The organism is Salinifilum ghardaiensis (genome assembly GCF_054491345.1).
Genome location: NZ_CM137101.1, coordinates 2,767,759 through 2,785,656 on the forward strand (window position 1 = coordinate 2,767,759; position 17,898 = coordinate 2,785,656).

Genomic DNA, 17,898 nt, shown 5'->3' on the forward strand with positions numbered 1-17,898 from the left:
AGCCGCCGAGCGGTCCGCACCCCGAGGAATTCCACAGTGGACGTAACAATTCGGCGAACCCGCGCGTGCGAAATTTCGAACCGCGCGGTTTTCGGGCCCCGAGCAGTGCTCCGAACGGCGGAATTCGTCCGGAGGGCTTTGCACCACGTGCAAAACCTGAGCGGCGGCATCCGCGCGGAACCCCCGGTTCCGCAACGGGGTGAATCAGCGTTGTTGACCCGGCCCCCCGGCCGCTGTAACTTGCGTCGGCAACGCAGCCGGATCCCCTCCACAACGGCGAAAACCACTGCCATGCCGACGCCAGCACGAAGGAGTGCTCCATGGCAACGCAACCGGCAACCACACGCGATCCCTACATTCCCACTCCCGAGGACGCGGTCGAGCCCCCGAGCGGATGGCGCCCGAGCCTGCGCTACCTCGGCCCCGGACTGATCGTCAGCGCTTCGATCGTCGGTTCCGGCGAACTCATCGCCACCACCGCGCTCGGCGCCGAGGCCGGCTTCGTCCTGCTCTGGTTGGTCGTTCTGTCCACCGGCGTGAAAGTCGCGGTGCAGGCCGAACTCGCGCGCTGGACGATCAGCACGGGCAAACCGGCGCTGAGCGGGTTCAACGACGTGCCACCGCGTTTCGGACGCATCGGATGGATCAACGTCCTCTGGATCGTCCTCGCGCTGTCCAAACTGATCCAGGTCGGCGGAGTCGTCGGCGGGATGGCGCTGTCGTTGAGCGTGCTCATGCCGGTCGGCGGCGATCCGCTGAGCACCGCGTCGCTGACGTTCTGGACGGCCGTGGTCGTCTGCGGCAGCGCGGCGCTGCTGGTCACCAGCGGCTACCGGATGATCGAGCGCGGAGCGTTCGCGCTGGTCGTGCTGTTCTCCATCGGCACGATCGCGATCGCCCTGGGGCTGCCGCTGACCCCGTTCGCCTACTCCGGTGCGGACGTGCTCGGCGGGCTGAGCCTCATGCTCCCGGTCGGAGCGCTCGGCGCCGCGATCGCGATGTTCGGCCTCACCGGTGTCGGCGCGGACGAGATCACCTTCTACACCTACTGGTGCCTGGAGAAGGGCTACGCGCGCTGGGCCGGTCCACCGGACGGCAGCGCAGCGTGGCGCCGCCGGGCGCGCGGCTGGATCCGGGTCATGTACAAGGACGTGTTCCTGTCCTGGATCATCTACACGGTGGCCACGATCGGCTTCTACATCATGGGCGCGGCCGTGCTGCACCCGCGCGGACTCGTCCTCGAGGGCAACGAGATGATCACCACGCTCTCGCGGATGTACACCGACGTGATCGGCGAGGGCATGAGCGTGGCGTTCCTCATCGGCGCGGCCGCGGTGCTCGGCTCCACCCTGTGGGCTTCGATCCCGAGCTGGGCGCGCATGTTCACGAACCTGTTCGCCACCGTGGGACTGCTCGACTGGGGCAACGCGCACGTGCGCGACCGCACGGTGCGCGCCATGACGGTCGTGCTGCCGGTGCTGTGGGGCGCGGCCTACCTGTTCGTCAGCGAGCCGGTGATCATGGTGCAGATCGGCGGGGTGATGACCGGCATCTTCCTGCCGGCCGTGGTCATCGCCACCTGGTACCTGCGGCGCACCCAGGTCGACCCCGCGCTGCACGGCGGGGCGTGGTTCAACGGGCTGCTGCTGATCAGCTCCGTGGCGATCAGCCTGCTCGGCGTGTACACGGTGCTCAACGTCTTCGGCATCACGATCGGCGGCGCCGAGGTCACCTGAACGCTGCCCGCACCACCGGCCCCGGTCGCCGCGCGGCCGGGGCTGGCCGCCGCTCACCCGGCGTGCTAGGGAATGCGGGGCACCGACGCCGAGGAACGAGGGGGCCGCATGACCGAGCCGCAGCGGACGCTGGTCCTGCTCCGGCACGCGAAATCCGCCAGGCCGGAGGGCGTGCAGGACCGCGAACGCCCGTTGAACGACCGGGGGCGCCGCGACGCGCCGGAGGCGGGCAGGTGGCTGCGGCAGCACGTGCCGCACGTGGAGTTCGTCCTGTGCTCGCCGGCCCGGCGCGCGGAGGAGACCTGGGAGCTCGCCGGTCGCCGCATGCCGGCCGCGCCCTCGGTGCGCCGCGCGGAGCGCCTCTACGAGGCGGGCGCGCAGGACCTGCTCGCCGCGGTGCACGAGCTCCCGGTGGCGCCGCTGACGGCGGTGCTCATCGGACACGACCCGACGATCAGCGAGTTCGTCGGCCTGCTGACCGGCCAGCCGGTGTCGTTGAAAACCAGCGGCATCGCCGTGGTCACGAGCGCGCAGCCGTGGAGCGCGGCGGGGGACGGCTGGGGGCGGCTCACCGAGACCGCCACACCGCGGGGATGATTCGGCGGCGGGCACATCGCTGAACGTCGTGCACCTGCACGTGCAGGCACCGGGCGGAGTTCCGTCCCGCCCGGCCGGCGGTGGGATCCGCTCAGCGGAACCACACTTCGGGCAGCCCGGCGGCTTGCTGCGCCCGCCACGCGGACATGGTGCTGCGGTCGATGCCGAGGTGCCGGCAGTGCTGCAGCACGCGCAGCGCTGCGTGCGTACCGGACCACCCCGGACGGCGGCGCTGGCGGCGGCAGTCGGTGCACAGCGTGACGCACAGGACGCCGAGCGGCGTGTCCACCGCCATCGCCGCCAGATCAGCGCAGGACTGGCAGCGCTCACAGATGCGGTGGGTCGGACACCCGCTCGTGTCCAGCAAGTCCACGGCATCGGACTCTCGAGGGAGAACCACGGGTATTACCCCACATGTCGGGTCATCGCGGCCGAGCCTTCATCACACAACGAACACGGTTCTGCTGATGACTCGCCATCATAGCGCGCCTCGTTAACACTGTGGTGACACCGCGTACTTCTCTGCGTGCACATCGCCACTTCCCCCGCGCGGCGATGCCGCTCGGAGGCACCGCCGCGCATCGGTGCTCCCCGGCGAACCGCGGTCCGTGGCCTTCCGGGCTGCGCAGCACCGATCACTCCGATGTGGACATCTCCGAGAGCACGCGGAGGGTGCGGTTGGCGCTGACCGACAAGCGCTGCTCCCGGGCGGTGACGTCGATGTAGTTCTGGCTGGCGTTCATCGACGCGTGCCCCAGCAGCTTCGCGATCTCCGCGGCGTTCGCCCCGTCCTCGGCCAGCCGCGTGGCGAAGGTGTGCCGCAGCGCGTGCACCATCGCCCCGGGCTGCACCCGGTCCGCCACGCCGGCGGCGCGGAGGTTCTGCTGGACGAGGTACTGCAACGCGCCCCGGCGCAGCGGAGCACCGCGGGGCGTGACGAACAGCGGTTCCTCACCGCGCGGCTCACCGCCGAACCGCGCGCACCGCGACCGCAGGTAGTCGGCGAGCACGCCGTCGAGCGCGTCGTCGATGGGGACCGAGCGGTTCTTGCCGGCCTTGCCCCGCACCTGCAGGCGGCGGTCGCCGGCCCGCCCGGACAGCGAGTCGACCGTCAACGCCAGCAGCTCGGCGGAGCGCACACCCGTGCACAGCAGCGTCGCGAGCACTGCGAGATCGCGCTCCGGCCACGGGTCGCGCGCCCGCCGTCCGCGCTCGCCGACCTCGCGCAGCAGGCGTTCGGGGGTGTCCTCGCCCTGCAGCGGTTTCGGCGCCGGCGCGGCGCTGCGCGGTTTGGGCACCACCCGCATCGGGTTGCCGTCCACCACGCCCTCGACGACGAGGAACCCGAACAGCCCGTTCCACGTCGACCACGCCCGCGTCACGCTCGCCGCGGAACGGCTGCCGGCGAACCGGGCGAACGCCGAGCGCAGCCGCGCGGGGGTGACGTCGGCCAGCTGCGGGGTCGCGCCGAGCAGCTCGGTCAGCTCCGCGGTGACCGCCTGCAGGTCGCGGCGGTAGGCGCGCACCGAATTCGTGGCCAGCTTCCGCGCCTGCAGGTGCTCCAGGTAGACCTCGGTCCAGTGCGGGACCGTCTCGGCCACGTCCCCTCCTTCCGCCGGTTCAGGTGGGCATGCGCAGCAGGCGGTCGAGCACCCGCGTGCCGAACTGCAGCGCGTCCACGGGAACTCGTTCGTCCACGCCGTGGAACATCGCGCTGAAGTCGAGGTCGGCGGGCAGCCGCAGCGGCACGAAGCCGAAGCAGCTCATGCCCAACCGGCTGAACGACTTGGCGTCGGTGCCGCCGGACATCATGTAGGGCAGCGTCCGCGCGGCCGGGTCCTCTGTGAGCAGCGCCTCGCCCATCGCGTCGACGAGCCGGCCCTCGAACCGCGTCTCCACCGGCGGCAGCCCGACCCACTCCCGTTCGATGCCGGGACCGAGCAGCTCGGCGAGCTCCTCGTCGAAGGCCTCCTCCCGTCCGGGCAGGATGCGGCAGTCCACAGCGGCCTCGGCCGTCGAGGGGATCACGTTGTGCTTGTAGCCGCCGGTGAGCATCGTCGGGTTCGCCGTGTCGCGCAGCGTGGCACCGACGACGCGGGAGAGGTTGCCGAGCTTGGCGACGGCGCCGTCGACGTCGTCGGCGGGGAACTCCCAACCGGTCAGTTCCGCCACGCCGTCGAGGAACTCGCGCACCGAGTCGTTGAGCACGAGCGGGAACCGGTGCTGCCCGAGCTCGGCCACGGCCTCGGACAGCGCGGTCACCGCGTTGTCCTCGTGCACCATCGAGCCGTGCCCGGCGCGTCCGCGGGCGCGCAGCCGCAGCCAGCGGATGCCCTTCTCGGCCGTCTGCACCAGGTAGGCGTGCACGCCGTCGCGGAAGGTCACCGAGAACCCGCCCACCTCGCTGATCGCCTCGGTGCAGCCGCGGAACAGCTCCGGGCGGTGGTCGGCCAGCCACTGCGCGCCCTGCAGGCTGCCGGCTTCCTCGTCGGCGAGGAAGGCGAAGACGATGTCGCGCGGCGGGGTGATGCCGTCCCGCTTGAACCGGCGCGCCACGGCCAGGCTCATGCCGAGCATGTCCTTCATGTCGACCGCGCCGCGGCCCCACACGTAGCCGTCCTGGACGGCGCCGGAGAAGGGGTGCACCGTCCACTCGGCGGGGTCGGCGGGCACCACGTCGAGGTGACCGTGCACGAGCAGCCCGCCCCGCTCGGGGTCGGCACCGGGTAGCCGCGCGATGACGTTGGCCCGGCCCCGCTGGTCGCCGGACTCGACGAAGGTCACCTCGTAGCCGACCTCGGTGAGCCGCTCGGCGACGTACTCGGCCGCCGGGCGCTCCGGGTTGAGGGTGTCCGGGTCACCGGTGTTCGAGGTGTCGATCCGGATCAGCTCGCTGGTGAGTCCGGCGACTTCCTCCTCGGCCCGACGCAGTCCCGCGTCCTCCGCTCGGTTGTCCACGTTGCGCTCGCTCACCGGGCCGTTCTACCACTCCGATCACCCTGCCGCCATCGTCGCCCGGACCGGGCGGAGGTGGCGAAGCGCACCGGTGGTGGACGCGGGGCGGTCCCGCGGCCACCACCGGCCCCTCCCGGAGCGAGGTGAGCGCGCCCGCGGATCAGGCCCCCGTCCTCGCCGGGCGGGCCGGTTCCGCGCCGCTGCCGCGCAGGCCGAGCTGCTCGGTGGGCACCGCGTGCGTCTCGCGCCCGCTGGCCACGGCCACGATGTTCACCGCGCAGATGACGGCCGCGAAGGCCGAGGCCGCCAACCACGCGTTCTCGCCGCCGCCGATCGCTTCGGCGATGCTGGGCGAGAAGCCGGCGAGCAGGAACCCGATCTGCGTGCCGACGGCCATCCCGGACAGGCGCACCCGGGCGCTGAACATCTCGCCGTAGAAGGCCGGCCAGATCCCGTTGGCCGCGCTGTAGGCCACGCCGAACATGAGGATGCCGGTGAGGAACACCAGCGGCAGCTGCTGGGCGTGGATCGAACCGAGGTAGGCGAACATGAGCACCGCGCAGGAGGCCGAACCGCCGATGAAGACGGGTTTGCGCCCCACGCGGTCGGCCAGGCGCGCCCAGGCCGGGATGGCGACCAGTCCCACGACGTTGGCCAGGATCCCCACCCACAGCATGGGGGTCTCGGCGATGCCGACGTCGTTCACGGCGTAGCTGAGCGCGTACACGGTGAACAGCGTCTGGATCGCGGCGATGACCGAGGCGGCGACGACGCGCAGCACGTCGCGCCAGTGGTCCCGGAACAGCGCCGCCACCGGCAGGTTCCCGGCGTGCTGCCCGGCCCCCGGGGACTCCTCGCGGAGTTCCGGGCTCTCCTCGCGGAACACCGGGGTCTCGTCGAGGTTGCGGCGGATGAGCACGCCGACGAACACCACGACCGCGCTGAGCCAGAACGGCACCCGCCAGCCCCAGCTGGTCAGCTGGTCCTGCGGCAGCGCGGCGATCGGCAGGAACACGGCGGTGGCCAGGATCTGCCCGGCCTGGGTGCCGCTGAGGGTGAAGCTCGTGAAGTAGGCGCGGCGGTGCGCCGGCGCGTGCTCCAGCGACATCGAGTTGGCCCCCGCCTGCTCCCCGGCGGCGGAGAAGCCCTGCAGCAGCCGCAGTGCCACCAGCATGGCCGGAGCGGCCACGCCGATCTGGTCGTAAGTGGGCAGGCAGCCGATGGCCACCGTCGCCAGCCCCATGAGCAGCACCGTGCTCATCAGGACGCGCTTGCGGCCGAACCGGTCGCCGATGTGCCCGAGGACGAACGCGCCGAGCGGTCGGGCCAGGTAGCCGACGCCGAACGTGGCCAGCGCCAGCAGCGTTCCGGCCGCCGCGGAGGTCGCGGGGAAGAACAGCTCGTTGAAGACGAGCGCCGCCGCCGTGCCGTAGATGAAGAAGTCGTAGTACTCCAGCGCACTTCCGACCCAAGCGGCGAGGGCCGCTCTGCGCGGCGTTCCGCTCGCGGTGGTGCGGGGGTGATCGGTCACGATGTGCTCCAGAAGTCCGTGCGCCACGATGCGCAGGCTGCCGTAATGAACCACCTAGTTAGTTCCCCAAGACTCTGAGGCGCGGTGCCCGACATGTCAAGACGCGCACCGGGACGACCGCCGTTCCGCAGGGCCGCCGAAGGCCCACCGCATCGGGCTGGCAGGCTCCGCGCGCACCGGGTCGGGCCAGGCTCCGGGCCCGCTCCGGGGTCAGCCCCGGCGGAGGTAGCCCACGACGAGCTCACCGAGCATGGTGCGGTAGTGCTCGCGCCACTGCGGGTCGAGCAGGTCCCGGTCGAAGATGGCGCGGAAGGTGTAGCGGTTGGCCACGCGGAACACGCAGAAGGAGCTGATCATCATGTGCACGTCGAGCGCGTCGACGTCCGCGCGGAACACGCCCTGCTCGCGGCCGCGGCGCAGCACCCCGCCGAGCACGTCCACCGCCGGACTGCCCAGGCCCCGCAGGACCTCGGACTTGGCGAGGTGCACGCCGCGGTCGATGTTCTCGATGCTGACCAGCCGCAGGAACGCCGGGTGCGACTCGTGGTGGTCGAACGTCGACTCGGCCAGTCGCCGGACCGCCTCCTCCGGGGCGAGCCGCTCGACGTCGACGTCCTTCTCCACCCCGCGGATGACCGAGTAGGCCTGCTCCAGCGCGGCGATGTAGAGCTGCTCCTTGCCGCCGAAGTAGTAGTAGATCATCCGCTTCGTCGTGCGGGTGCGCGCCGTGATCTCGTCGACGCGCGCTCCGGCGTAACCCTTGTCCGCGAACTCCTCGATCGCGACGTCGAGGATCTCGCCGCGCGTCCGATCCGCGTCGCGCTGCCGCTCGGGGCGGCCGGACGCGGCGGGCTCGGCGGAGGGCGACGGTTCGGCCACGGCAGGGATCCTCGGGTCGGCTGGGCGATGACCTCCCCACTGTAGTGCAGAGGCCTGGTGCCGATCAGGGGCGACGCGCTAGTGTGTACTAACTAGTTCATTCATTGGAGAGGACGAACCACCAGCCGTGCGCACAACGGACAGCTTCCTCGTCGCGCTCATCGGCGCCGGGATCGGGCCGTCGCTGACACCCCCCATGCACGAACGCGAAGCCGACGAGCTCGGACTGCGCTACCTCTACCGCCGCCTGGACCTCGACGCCCTCGGGCGCACCGCCGGCGACACCGGCGAACTGCTGGCGGCCGCGCAGCTGGCCGGCTACGACGGGCTCAACATCACCCACCCGTGCAAGCAGGCCGTCGCGGCGCACCTCGACGACCTCGCCCCCGACGCCGCCGACCTCGGCGCGGTCAACACGGTGGTCCACGAACGCGGCCCCGGCGGTGCGGTGCGCGCGGTCGGGCACAACACGGACCGCTCCGGCTTCTCCCGCGCGCTCGGCCACGGCCTGCCCGGCGCGGAGCTGGCCCACGTGGTCCAGGTCGGGGCGGGCGGCGCGGGCTCCGCCGTGGCCTACGCGCTGCTCGAGCTCGGCGCGCAGCGCCTGAGCCTGCTCGACGCCGACCCGTCCCGCGCCAGCGCCCTCGCCACCGCACTGGCCGACCGCTTCGGCCCCGACCGGGTCACCGCCGCCGCTGCGGACGGGATCACGCTGGCCGCCGAGCTGAACAAGGCGGACGGCCTCGTGCACGCCACCCCCACCGGCATGGCCGCGCACCCCGGGTGCGCGGTGCCCGCAGAGCTGCTCGACCCGCGGACCTGGGTCGCCGACGTCGTCTACCGCCCGCTGGAGACGGAACTGGTCACCGCCGCGCGCGCCCGGGGCTGCCGCGTGCTGCACGGCGGGTGGATGGCGGTGTTCCAGGCTGTCGACGCCTTCCGCCTGTTCACCGGGGTCGAACCCGACGCCGAACGCATGGTGCGGCATTTCGCCGAACTCGAAGGAGTGGTCCTCGATGCCGACAGCTGAGAACCGACGCGCCATCGCCACCGTGTGCCTGTCCGGCACCGTGGAGGACAAGCTCGTCGCCGCCGCCGAGGCCGGGTTCGGCGGCGTGGAGCTGTTCGAGAACGACCTGCTCACCTCCGCGTCGAGCCCGGAGGAACTCCGGGTCCGCTGCGCGGATCTCGGGCTGTCCGTCGACCTGTACCAGCCGTTCCGCGACTTCGAGGCGGTACCGCCGGAGGTGTTCGAGCGCAACCTCCGCCGCGCCGAGCAGAAGTTCGACGTCATGGAACGCCTCGGCACCGACATGATGCTCGTGTGCTCCTCGGTCTCGCCGGACTCCGTCGACGACGACGCGCTCGCCGCCGAGCAGCTGCGCGAACTGGCGCGGCGCGCCCACCGGCGCGGCATCCGCATCGCCTACGAAGCCCTCGCCTGGGGCCGGCACGTCAGCACCTACGACCACGCGTGGCGGATCGTGCGCGCCGCCGACCACCCCGCGCTGGGCGTGTGCCTGGACAGCTTCCACATCCTCTCCCGCGGCAGCGATCTCGCGCTGATCCGCACGATCCCGCGCGAGAAGCTGTTCTTCCTGCAGCTGGCCGACGCGCCGCACCTGAACATGGACGTGCTGCAGTGGAGCCGGCACCACCGGCTGTTCCCCGGCCAGGGGTCGTTCGACCTCGACGCGTTCACCGAGGCCGCGCTGTCCACGGGGTACTCCGGGCCGCTGTCGCTGGAGGTGTTCAACGACGTCTTCCGCCAGGCGGACCCGGGCCCGGCCGCCGTCGACGCGATGCGCTCGCTGCGCTCGCTGGAGGAGTCGCTGCACCTGCCGGTCGCGGGCATGCCGCCGGCACCGGCGCTGCACGGCTACGCGTTCACCGAGATCACCACCGGCGAGTCCGAGCGCGAGCAGCTCACCGGCGCGCTATCCGCGCTCGGCTTCGCCCGCAGCGGGCAGCACCGCTCCAAGGACGTGCAGCTGTGGCGGCAGGGCGACGTCCGGGTGCTCCTGAACACCGGCGAAACCCCCGACTCCACGGCGATCGGGGCACTGGCGCTGGAGAGCACGGACCCCGCCGGTTCGGCGCAGCGCGCGCAGGCGCTGCTGGCCCCGCCGATCCCCCGCACGCACGGTTCCGACGAGGCCGATCTCTCGGCCGTGGCCGCACCCGACGGAACCGCCGTGTTCTTCTGCCGCACCGGTGAGGACGCATCCACCGGTTGGATCGGGGACTTCGCGGCCACCGAGCGCGAACCCCTCGAGCACGGCCCCGGAGGCGGCCTGCTCACCGGCGTGGACCACGTGGCGCTGACGCAGCCGTTCGACCACTTCGACGAAGCCACGCTGTTCTACCGCTCGCTCATGGGACTGCGGCCTGACCCGCTCATCGAGTACGCCGCGCCGTTCGGCATGGTGCGCAGCCGCGGCATGCGCGACCCGGCGGACGCAGTGCGGCTCACGCTGGACGGTGCGCTCATCCGCCGCGGCGAGTGGGCGCCCGGCGTCACCGAACCGCAGCACGTCGCCTTCAGCACCGACGACGTGCTCACCTGCGCCGCGGCGTTCCGGAGAGCGGGCGGTCCGCTGCTGCCGATCCCGGACAACTACTACGAGGACCTCGCCGCGCGCACCGATCTCCCCTCCGAACAGGTGGAAGCCCTGCGCGCCAACGCGGTGCTGCACGACGCCGACGAGCACGGCCGGTTCCTGCACTTCTACACCGACCTGCTCGGCGGGCGCGTGTTCTTCGAAGTGGTGCAGCGCCTCGACGGCTACCGCGGCTTCGGCGCGGCCAACGCCCCCGTGCGCATGGCCGCGCACCGCAGGCGGCGGTGGGCTGCGGCAGGGCCGCCGGCCCAGTGACGCGGCCGCCCAGTGACGCGGCCGGCGTTCCCGGGTCCTCCGCTGCGGACGCGGTGCTCACCCCACCAGCGCGAGCACCGCCAGGATGCTCACCATCGCCGCACCGGCGGTGGTGAGCACGCTCATCACCACGTACAGCCCCGCGTAGAGGTAGGCGTGGTCCTCGACGAGCCGCACCGCCTCGTACGCGAAGGTGCTGTAGGTGGTCAGCGCGCCGGCTGCGCCCACCCCCAGCAGCGGGCCCACTGCCGGGGGAACGACGGACGCGGCCGCGGCGATCCCGCCGAGGAGCACGGAGCCGAGCACGTTCACCGCCAGCGTCCCCCACGGGAAGACGCCGTCGTGCCGCTGCTGGACCGCGCGGTCGAGCGCGTACCGCGCCGGCGCGCCCAGCATGCCGCCGAGGACGACCCACAGCGCCGTCATCGCCCGCCCTCCCGCGTGTACCGGATGACCTCGACCTCGTCGAGCAGCACCGCGCCTTCCTCCACCAGGTCGTCCAGTTCGGGCAGGAACGCGCGGATCCGCTCGGCGCGATCGACGATCACCACCGACACGGGGAGGTCCTCCGCCAGGTCCAGCAACCGCGAGGTGTGCACGCGCGCGGAAGCGCCGTAACCCTCGCAGCCCTGCAGCGCGGTGGCGCCCGCGAGGCCGGCTCGACGCGCGCGGGTGATGATCTCGTGGTACACGGGCCGGTGGTGCCACATGTCGTCCGCACCGACGAACACCTGCATGCGGAGCGCCCGCATCGTTCGCTTCATCGCGGCTCACCCCTCCCGGCGCGGCGGGCGTACCCGCGCCGCACCGCGAGCACCGTCCGCCCCAGCCATATTCCCGCGGTGACCGCGAGCAGCGCGCTCAGCGCGGTGCCGAGCAGGTACCCGAAGGCGGTGCCCACCGCGCCTTCCCGGAGCAGCCCGTCGAACTCCACCACGTAGGCGGAGAACGTGGTGAAGCCACCGAGGAAGCCGATCCCCCAGAACGGGCGGAGCACCCGGTTGGTCGGCCACAGCCGGGTGAGCAGCACCATCAGGACTCCCATGCACAGGCAGCCGGAGGCGTTCACCGCGAACGTCGCCCACGGGAACGCGCCGCCAGCGGGGATCCACTCGCCGAGCGCGTAGCGAGCGAGCGCGCCGAGCCCGCCGCCGAGCGAGACGAACACCGCGGCCGGCAGGCCCTTCCCCCGCCTGCCCAGCAGAGCGCGCGCCCCCACCGGCCCGGACGTTCCGGTCGTCGACACATCCGCCTCCACGCAGACACTCCTCGCTCCGTGCCACAGGGACCGTCGGCGACGACGGAGTCGCGGTTCTCCCGGCGGATCGGTGGGCCCCACCACCGGGCAACAGGGTAGCGCGCCCGGCCCGGCACGCCCCTGCGCCCGGACGGCGCTGCGGCCGCCACCGGACACGCGCCCCGGGCGGTGTGGACGCGCGGGCGGGCACGCTGGAGAATCCCACGATCACAGCAGTGACACGCGACACGTTCGCGCGGTCTCCGCCGCCGGCAGCCACGCCGGGACGGTGACCACCGGTTCTCTGGGAGGCGCAGCCGATGGCGACGACCGATGCCACGCGTTTCGAGCAGGCACGAGACTTCCTGCTGCACCACGCGCACGACCACGACGCCGCGTGCGCCGGGTTCAGCTGGCCGGAGCTCGAGGAGTTCAACTGGGCGCTGGACTGGTTCGACCGGCTCGCGCGCCGGGAGGGAACCGCCGAGCGGACGGCGCTGCGGATCGTCGAGGAGGACGGGTCCGAGCGGTCCTGGACGTTCGCGGAGATGTCCGCCCGTTCCAACCGGGTCGCCAACTGGCTGCGCGACCTGGGTGTGCGCCGCGGCGACCGCATCATCGTCATGCTCGGCAACCGGGGCGAGCTGTGGGAGTCGATGCTCGCGGCGATGAAGCTGGGCGCGGTCATCATCCCGGCGACGACGCTGCTCACGGCCGCGGACCTGCGGGACCGCGTCGACCGGGGCGAGGCGCGCCACGTCATCGCCGACGCGGGCGTGACCGACCGGTTCACCGAGGTCCCCGGGAGGTACACCCGCATCGCCGTCGGCGGGGACGCACCCGGCTGGCACTCGTTCGCCGGGGCCGGCACGAGCCCGGAGCGGTTCCGGGCGGACGGCACCACCCGGGCGGACGATCCGCTGCTGCTGTACTTCACCTCCGGGACGACCGCGCAGCCCAAGCTCGTGGAGCACACCCACGTGTCCTACCCGGTCGGGCACCTGTCCACGATGTACTGGATCGGTCTGGTGCCGGGCGACGTGCACCTGAACATCTCCTCACCGGGCTGGGCGAAGCACTCGTGGAGCAACGTCTTCGCACCGTGGAACGCCGAGGCGACCGTGTTCATCCACAACTACTCCCGCTTCGACGCCTCCAGGCTGCTCGAGCAGCTCCAGCAGCAGGGGGTCACGAGCTTCTGCGCCCCGCCGACCGTGTGGCGGATGCTCGTGCAGGCCGACCTGGCGCAGGTCACCACTCCCCCGCGCAACGTGCTCGGCGCCGGCGAACCGCTCAACCCGGAGATCATCGAGCAGGTGCGGCGCGCGTGGGGCACGAGGCTGCGCGACGGCTACGGGCAGACGGAGACCACGGTGCAGGTGGCCAACACGCCGGGGCTGCCGCTGAAACCCGGGTCGATGGGGCGCCCCGCGCCCGGCTACACCGTCGATCTCGTCGACCCCGCCACCGGTGAGCCGGCCGACGAGGGCGAGATCTGCCTCGACCTCGCCCACCGCCCGCTCGGGCTCATGGTCGGCTACCACGGCGACGAGGAGCGCACCGCCGACGTGATGCGCGACGGCTACTACCACACCGGCGACGTGGGCTCGCGCGACGCGGACGGCTACATCCGCTACGTGGGGCGCACCGACGACGTGTTCAAGTCCTCGGACTACCGCATCTCGCCGTTCGAGCTGGAGAGCGTGCTGCTGGAGCACGAGGCGGTGGCCGAGGCCGCCGTCGTCCCCTCACCGGACGACATCCGCCTGTCGGTGCCGAAGGCGTACGTGGTCCTCGCCGCGGGTTGGCCGGCCACCGCGGGCACGGCCCGGCAGGTCCTCCGCTACGCGCGGGAGAACCTCGCCCCGTACAAGCGCGTCCGGCGCCTCGAGTTCGCCGAGCTGCCCAAGACGATCTCCGGCAAGATCCGCCGCGTGGAGCTGCGCTCCCGCGAGCACGAGGAGTTCGACGCCGACAGCCGGCCCGGTACCGAGCACCGGCTCGACGAGTCGGCGCAGTAGCGAACGGGTGCCGGAGCCGGGGGTCCGGCCACGGCACTCCCGACTTCGGAACCCCGCCCCGGCACCGGAGCCCGGCCGCTGCGGACGCCTCCCGGCAGCACCTCCCCGGCCGGGCGGGCAGCGCGGCGGCCCGGACCGGCGCGGGTGGGCGGCCCGGGCGGGATCGGGCAGCGGTGTCGCGCCGGTTCACGTGCGCAGGAAGGCCAGCGTGCTCAGCACTGCGGCCTGCACCATGCTCGGCAGCGTCGGCTCGGGGGCGGGCGCGAAGAACGGTGAGTGGTTGCTCGGGACGTCCTCCTCGAGCGAACCGCGCTCCTCCGCGGCGTGGTAGGCGTCCGGAGCGGTGCCACCGATGAACCAGAAGCAGGACGGCACGCCGATCGCCCCACCGAGCACGCCGAAGTCCTCGCTGCCCATGAGCCGACCGCCCTCGCGCACCTGACCGTCGGCGAAGTGCCCGGCGAGCGCCTCCGCGGCGCGCTCGGTGACCCCGGCGTCGTTGACGAGCTTCGGGAACCGGCTCAGTTCGGTGATCTCCGGCTCGGGCGCGCCGGAGGCCGCCGCCTCCGCGCTGACGATCCGCCGCAGCGCCCCGAGCGCGCGCTGCCGCACCTGGTCGTCGAAGGTGCGCACGTTGAGCGTGAACATCGCCGAGTCCGGGATGATGTTCTCCTTGAGCCCGCCGGCGACCTGGCCGACGGTCACCACGGCCGACTCCACCGGGTCGACCTCGCGGGAGGTGACGGTCTGGATCCGGGTGATCGCGTGCGCCACCTGCACGATCGGGTCGATCCCCCGGTGCGGCTGGGAACCGTGCGCACCGCGGCCGTACATGGTGACCTTCCACGAGTCGGCCATGGACGCGGCCACGCCCGCGCGGTAGCTGATGCGGCCGGCCGGTTCCGGGCTGACGTGCTGGCCGAGGACCACCTCGGGGCGCGGTGCCCGGTCCCACAGGCCGTCGTCGACCATCGCCTGCGCCCCGGCGCCCACCTCCTCACCGGGTTGGAAGACGAACACGACCGTGCCGGCCCAGCTGTCCCGCGCCCCGCTGAGCAGCGCGGCCGCGGCGAGGGCGGTGGCGGTGTGCGTGTCGTGCCCGCAGGCGTGCATCACCGGGGTGCTCGTCCCGTCGTCGCGCGTTGCCGTGGCCGCGGACGCGTAGTCCAGGCCCGTCCGCTCGGCCACGGGCAGCGCGTCGGTGTCGGCGCGGAAGGCGACCGTCGGACCGGTGCCGTTGCGCAGCACGCCGACCACGCCGGTACCGCCGCAGCGGAACGTCTCCGCACCGAGAGCGGTGAGCCGCTGCTCGACGAGCGCGGCGGTGGCGTGCTCGTGCATCGACAGCTCGGGGTTGGCGTGCAGGTGGCGGTACAGCGCGTGCAGGTCCCCCTCGAGCTCGCCGTAACCGGCCAGCACCCGCTGCCCCGCGCTCGTTGCGATGTTCCCCGCGGTCATACCGAAACCTCCTGTTTCTCCTCGTCCACGCTGCTGCGACCGCGCTCGCGGGTGAGCACGGACAACCCGATGGCGGCGAGCACGCACAGCGCCATCGCGTAGGTCTCCGCTCCCGGCAGGAGCGGCACGATCACGAACACCCCCGCGATGCCGCAGCCCAGCGCGATCGCCACGACCCGGAACCGCTTCGCGGTGAGGATCGCCTGGACCAGCACCGGACCGAAGATCGCGGGCACCACGTAGTCGAACACGGCCTGCACCGAAGCCGGCAGCACCGCCACGATCCACGAACCGAGCAGGCCGACGAACACCAGCAGCGACAGCAGGTGCACCACGGCGGCGCCGACGATGGCCGTGACGGCGGCGAGCTCGGCCTTCGCCGTGCCCTGCCGGGCGCCGACCGCGTTCTGCGCGGCCACGGCGGACGGCAGGATCTTGTTGGCGATGTTGCCGATCATGAACGCCTGGTACATCGCCGCCGGTCCGAGCATCGGGTAGTAGGTGACCGGTTCGGCGATCCACAGCACCCCGAACACGGCGGCGACCGAGAGCCAGGCCTGCGACACCGGGCCGAAACCCGGCCAGTGCCCGGTGCCGAACATGAACCACAGCGGGCCGGCGAGGGTCAGCGCCAGCGCCACGGTCATCGTCGCGCTGCCCCAGCGGGCGGTGGTGCGGTTGAAGTCGGCGAGGGCGGGTGCGGACATGCGGTCTCCTTCCCGGACGATCACATCGCCGCGCCGGCGGCGAGCAGGGCCACGGCCATGGACAGCCCCAGCGACCACTCCTTGAGCCACTGCGCGCGCAGCACCCGGGCGAGCCCGTGCGCGGCGAGCATGGCCAGCCCGCCCGCGACGAAGGCCACCAGGTGCGCGCTCGACTTGCCCACCTCGTCCAGCCCCAGGTAGGTGAACCCGGCGATCATGCCCGCGCTCGGCACGATCGCCATGACGGCGGGGTCGAAGCGGCGGACGCGGTGGTCGGCGCGCCGCAGCAGCGGTGTCAGCACCAGCGTGCTCACCATCCACGCCGCACCGCCCGCGGTCATCGTGAACAGCACGAGGGCGAACGCCTGGTCGTCGTAGCCCGCACCGCCGAGCTCGACGCCGAGCGTGTCGGCGGCCGTGCGGGCCGAGAGCGTTTCGAAACTGGCGGATCCGATGAGGCCGATGCGCGTGAACACGGCGGGTGTGCCGAACGCGGACAGCAGGCTGATCGCGATGAACACCACGGCCAGCGACGGTCCGAGCGCGGAGACCGCGCCGGTGCGCAGCGCCGTGGTGCGCTCGGAACGGGTCATCCCGGCCGCGTCGGCGGCGCGGCGCGCCGCGCGCAGGTACACGGCCGACTGCACGATGATCACGCAGAACACGCCGACTGCGGCGATCCACAGCAGCGGCGCGTCGGCGAGTGCCGGAGTGCGCACCTCCACCTCCTTCCTTCCGGGGACCACGTCAGGCAGCGGGCCGGTCCTCCCGCGGGGTGCGGCGAGTATGGCCAGAGGTGGCAGGTGGTCCTTGCGATCGCACGAATCGTCAGTTCTGATGCATTTCCATGCACGATTCCGCGAACCTGGACGAGACGGACCTGGCTTTGGTGCACGGGCTGCAGTTGCAGCCGCGCATTTCCTGGGCCCAGCTGGCCGAGGTGCTCGACGTGCACCCGGCAACGCTGACGCGCCGCTGGGAGCGGCTCAGCCGCGAGGGGCTGGCCTGGTTCTCCTGCTATCCGCAGCCGACGCGGAACTGGACGGACCACGCGTGGTCCGCGGGCGCCTTCGTCGAGGTGGAGTGCGCGCCCGGTCTGCGCGGACAGGTCGGCGAACGCATCGCGCAGCTGCCCGCGGTGTGGAACATCGACGCCACCTCCGGCCCGCGCGACCTGATGCTGACGATGCGCGCGCCGAGCCTCGTCGACCTGGACCGCGAGGTCGGCGAGGTGATCGCGAGGATCTCCGGCGTGCGGGCCACGCGCACGCACTTCTTCCGCTCGCTCGTGCGGGACGGGTCGTGGTGGCGGCTCGACGCGCTGTCCGACGAGCAGCAGCGGACGCTGCGCACCGCGGAGCGGCGGGAGCCGAGCACGCGTCCCGAGGCGCAGGACTTGGCGGTGCTGCGGCTGCTGGGTGCGGATGCGCGGCTGCCGGCCGCGTCGGTCGCCCGCGCGCTGGGGTGCGCGCACAACACCGCCGGGCGCTGGATCAGGCGGGTGCTCGGTGCTGATTTCACCGCGGTGCGCTGCGAGGTGGCCCACAACGTGGCCGGTTGGGGTGTCGCGGCCACGCTGTGGCTCGACGCTCCGCAAACGGAGCTGATCTCCACCGCCGAGGCGATCGCGCGGCTTCCCGAGATCCGGTTGTGCGCCACCGTCGGCAGCGAGGCCAACCTGGCGGTGCAGATCTGGTTGCACCACATGGCGGACCTGGACCGGTTCGAGACCCTGCTGTGCACCCGGTTTCCCGGGACGCGCGTGCTGGACCGGTGGATCACGCCGCGGTTCGTCAAGCGGCTGGGGCACCTCATCGGCGAGGACGGCCGGCGGAGGGGGTTCGTCTCCCCCCTGGGCGACCACGACGGCGATCTCGACCCCCGGCGTTCCCAGCAGTGAC

General features: G+C 72.4%; 17 protein-coding genes. 6 read left to right on the forward strand and 11 right to left on the reverse strand.

Going from position 1 to position 17,898, the window contains the following annotated elements:
• The first annotated feature begins 320 nt into the window (after window positions 1-320).
• Window positions 321-1,736: an Nramp family divalent metal transporter gene (locus tag ACVGV0_RS12685; RefSeq protein WP_459155875.1), complete on the forward strand. Its 1,416-nt coding sequence runs from the start codon at window positions 321-323 to the stop codon at window positions 1,734-1,736.
• 108 nt (window positions 1,737-1,844) lie between these two features.
• Window positions 1,845-2,333 carry a SixA phosphatase family protein gene (locus ACVGV0_RS12690; RefSeq protein WP_459155876.1) on the forward strand — a complete coding sequence of 163 codons (489 nt, stop codon included), beginning with the start codon at window positions 1,845-1,847 and terminating at the stop codon, window positions 2,331-2,333.
• A 91-nt stretch (window positions 2,334-2,424) separates the two neighbouring features.
• Here the strand turns inward: ACVGV0_RS12690 and ACVGV0_RS12695 are convergent, their stop codons facing one another.
• From ACVGV0_RS12695 to ACVGV0_RS12715, 5 genes are all read right to left on the reverse strand, one after another.
• Window positions 2,425-2,628, reverse strand: coding sequence for a hypothetical protein (locus ACVGV0_RS12695; RefSeq protein ID WP_459155877.1), 204 nt, complete (start codon window positions 2,626-2,628; stop codon window positions 2,425-2,427).
• 340 nt (window positions 2,629-2,968) lie between these two features.
• A complete protein-coding gene (locus tag ACVGV0_RS12700) occupies window positions 2,969-3,934 on the reverse strand; it encodes a tyrosine-type recombinase/integrase (RefSeq protein WP_459155878.1) in 966 nt (321 codons plus the stop codon).
• 19 nt (window positions 3,935-3,953) lie between these two features.
• Window positions 3,954-5,291 carry a M20/M25/M40 family metallo-hydrolase gene (locus ACVGV0_RS12705; protein WP_459160003.1) on the reverse strand — a complete coding sequence of 446 codons (1,338 nt, stop codon included), beginning with the start codon at window positions 5,289-5,291 and terminating at the stop codon, window positions 3,954-3,956.
• Window positions 5,292-5,448: 157 nt separating this feature from the next.
• Entirely contained in the window at window positions 5,449-6,846 is a 1,398-nt protein-coding gene (locus ACVGV0_RS12710; RefSeq protein ID WP_459155879.1) for an MFS transporter, read from the reverse strand.
• Between the two features lie 183 nt (window positions 6,847-7,029).
• Window positions 7,030-7,698, reverse strand: coding sequence for a TetR/AcrR family transcriptional regulator (locus ACVGV0_RS12715; protein WP_459155880.1), 669 nt, complete (start codon window positions 7,696-7,698; stop codon window positions 7,030-7,032).
• Between the two features lie 127 nt (window positions 7,699-7,825).
• Between ACVGV0_RS12715 and ACVGV0_RS12720 the strand changes: the two genes are divergently transcribed.
• Window positions 7,826-8,728, forward strand: a complete 903-nt coding sequence (locus ACVGV0_RS12720) for a shikimate dehydrogenase (protein ID WP_459155881.1) — start codon at window positions 7,826-7,828, stop codon at window positions 8,726-8,728.
• A complete protein-coding gene (locus ACVGV0_RS12725) occupies window positions 8,715-10,574 on the forward strand; it encodes a bifunctional sugar phosphate isomerase/epimerase/4-hydroxyphenylpyruvate dioxygenase family protein (protein WP_459155882.1) in 1,860 nt (619 codons plus the stop codon). Before ACVGV0_RS12720 ends, ACVGV0_RS12725 begins: the two co-directional genes overlap by 14 nt.
• Before the next feature lie 57 nt (window positions 10,575-10,631).
• Here the strand turns inward: ACVGV0_RS12725 and ACVGV0_RS12730 are convergent, their stop codons facing one another.
• The 3 genes from ACVGV0_RS12730 to crcB are packed head-to-tail and all read right to left on the reverse strand — an operon-like array spanning window position 10,632 to window position 11,832.
• The gene (locus ACVGV0_RS12730) at window positions 10,632-11,000 is read right to left on the reverse strand and encodes a fluoride efflux transporter FluC (RefSeq protein WP_459155883.1); all 369 of its coding nucleotides are present in this window, start codon (window positions 10,998-11,000) and stop codon (window positions 10,632-10,634) included.
• Window positions 10,997-11,338 carry a DUF190 domain-containing protein gene (locus tag ACVGV0_RS12735; protein WP_459155884.1) on the reverse strand — a complete coding sequence of 114 codons (342 nt, stop codon included), beginning with the start codon at window positions 11,336-11,338 and terminating at the stop codon, window positions 10,997-10,999. Before ACVGV0_RS12735 ends, ACVGV0_RS12730 begins: the two co-directional genes overlap by 4 nt.
• A complete protein-coding gene (crcB, locus tag ACVGV0_RS12740; RefSeq protein ID WP_459155885.1) occupies window positions 11,335-11,832 on the reverse strand; it encodes a fluoride efflux transporter CrcB in 498 nt (165 codons plus the stop codon). Before crcB ends, ACVGV0_RS12735 begins: the two co-directional genes overlap by 4 nt.
• 299 nt (window positions 11,833-12,131) lie before the next feature.
• Between crcB and ACVGV0_RS12745 the strand changes: the two genes are divergently transcribed.
• Window positions 12,132-13,832 carry an AMP-binding protein gene (locus tag ACVGV0_RS12745; RefSeq protein ID WP_459155886.1) on the forward strand — a complete coding sequence of 567 codons (1,701 nt, stop codon included), beginning with the start codon at window positions 12,132-12,134 and terminating at the stop codon, window positions 13,830-13,832.
• Window positions 13,833-14,018: 186 nt separating this feature from the next.
• On the opposite strand, the gene ACVGV0_RS12750 is transcribed toward ACVGV0_RS12745, so the two are convergent.
• The 3 genes from ACVGV0_RS12750 to ACVGV0_RS12760 are packed head-to-tail and all read right to left on the reverse strand — an operon-like array spanning window position 14,019 to window position 16,716.
• On the reverse strand, window positions 14,019-15,290 hold the full coding sequence (locus tag ACVGV0_RS12750) for an amidohydrolase (RefSeq protein WP_459155887.1): 1,272 nt from the start codon (window positions 15,288-15,290) through the stop codon (window positions 14,019-14,021).
• On the reverse strand, window positions 15,287-15,997 hold the full coding sequence (locus tag ACVGV0_RS12755) for a hypothetical protein (protein ID WP_459155888.1): 711 nt from the start codon (window positions 15,995-15,997) through the stop codon (window positions 15,287-15,289). Before ACVGV0_RS12755 ends, ACVGV0_RS12750 begins: the two co-directional genes overlap by 4 nt.
• Window positions 15,998-16,017: 20 nt before the next feature.
• Window positions 16,018-16,716, reverse strand: coding sequence for a DUF5058 family protein (locus tag ACVGV0_RS12760; protein WP_459155889.1), 699 nt, complete (start codon window positions 16,714-16,716; stop codon window positions 16,018-16,020).
• Window positions 16,717-16,844: 128 nt separating this feature from the next.
• Between ACVGV0_RS12760 and ACVGV0_RS12765 the strand changes: the two genes are divergently transcribed.
• A complete protein-coding gene (locus tag ACVGV0_RS12765; protein WP_459155890.1) occupies window positions 16,845-17,897 on the forward strand; it encodes an Lrp/AsnC family transcriptional regulator in 1,053 nt (350 codons plus the stop codon).
• Window position 17,898 lies beyond the last annotated feature (1 nt).

Coding starts and splice junctions, on each gene's coding strand:
- ACVGV0_RS12735 (WP_459155884.1), bottom strand. CDS start 11,338: ATGAAGCGAACGATGCGGGCGCTCCGCATGCAGGTGTTCGTCGGTGCG.
- ACVGV0_RS12725 (WP_459155882.1), top strand. CDS start 8,715: ATGCCGACAGCTGAGAACCGACGCGCCATCGCCACCGTGTGCCTGTCC.
- ACVGV0_RS12730 (WP_459155883.1), bottom strand. CDS start 11,000: ATGACGGCGCTGTGGGTCGTCCTCGGCGGCATGCTGGGCGCGCCGGCG.
- ACVGV0_RS12750 (WP_459155887.1), bottom strand. CDS start 15,290: ATGACCGCGGGGAACATCGCAACGAGCGCGGGGCAGCGGGTGCTGGCC.
- ACVGV0_RS12695 (WP_459155877.1), bottom strand. CDS start 2,628: ATGGCGGTGGACACGCCGCTCGGCGTCCTGTGCGTCACGCTGTGCACC.
- ACVGV0_RS12685 (WP_459155875.1), top strand. CDS start 321: ATGGCAACGCAACCGGCAACCACACGCGATCCCTACATTCCCACTCCC.
- ACVGV0_RS12690 (WP_459155876.1), top strand. CDS start 1,845: ATGACCGAGCCGCAGCGGACGCTGGTCCTGCTCCGGCACGCGAAATCC.
- ACVGV0_RS12765 (WP_459155890.1), top strand. CDS start 16,845: ATGCACGATTCCGCGAACCTGGACGAGACGGACCTGGCTTTGGTGCAC.
- ACVGV0_RS12745 (WP_459155886.1), top strand. CDS start 12,132: ATGGCGACGACCGATGCCACGCGTTTCGAGCAGGCACGAGACTTCCTG.
- ACVGV0_RS12755 (WP_459155888.1), bottom strand. CDS start 15,997: ATGTCCGCACCCGCCCTCGCCGACTTCAACCGCACCACCGCCCGCTGG.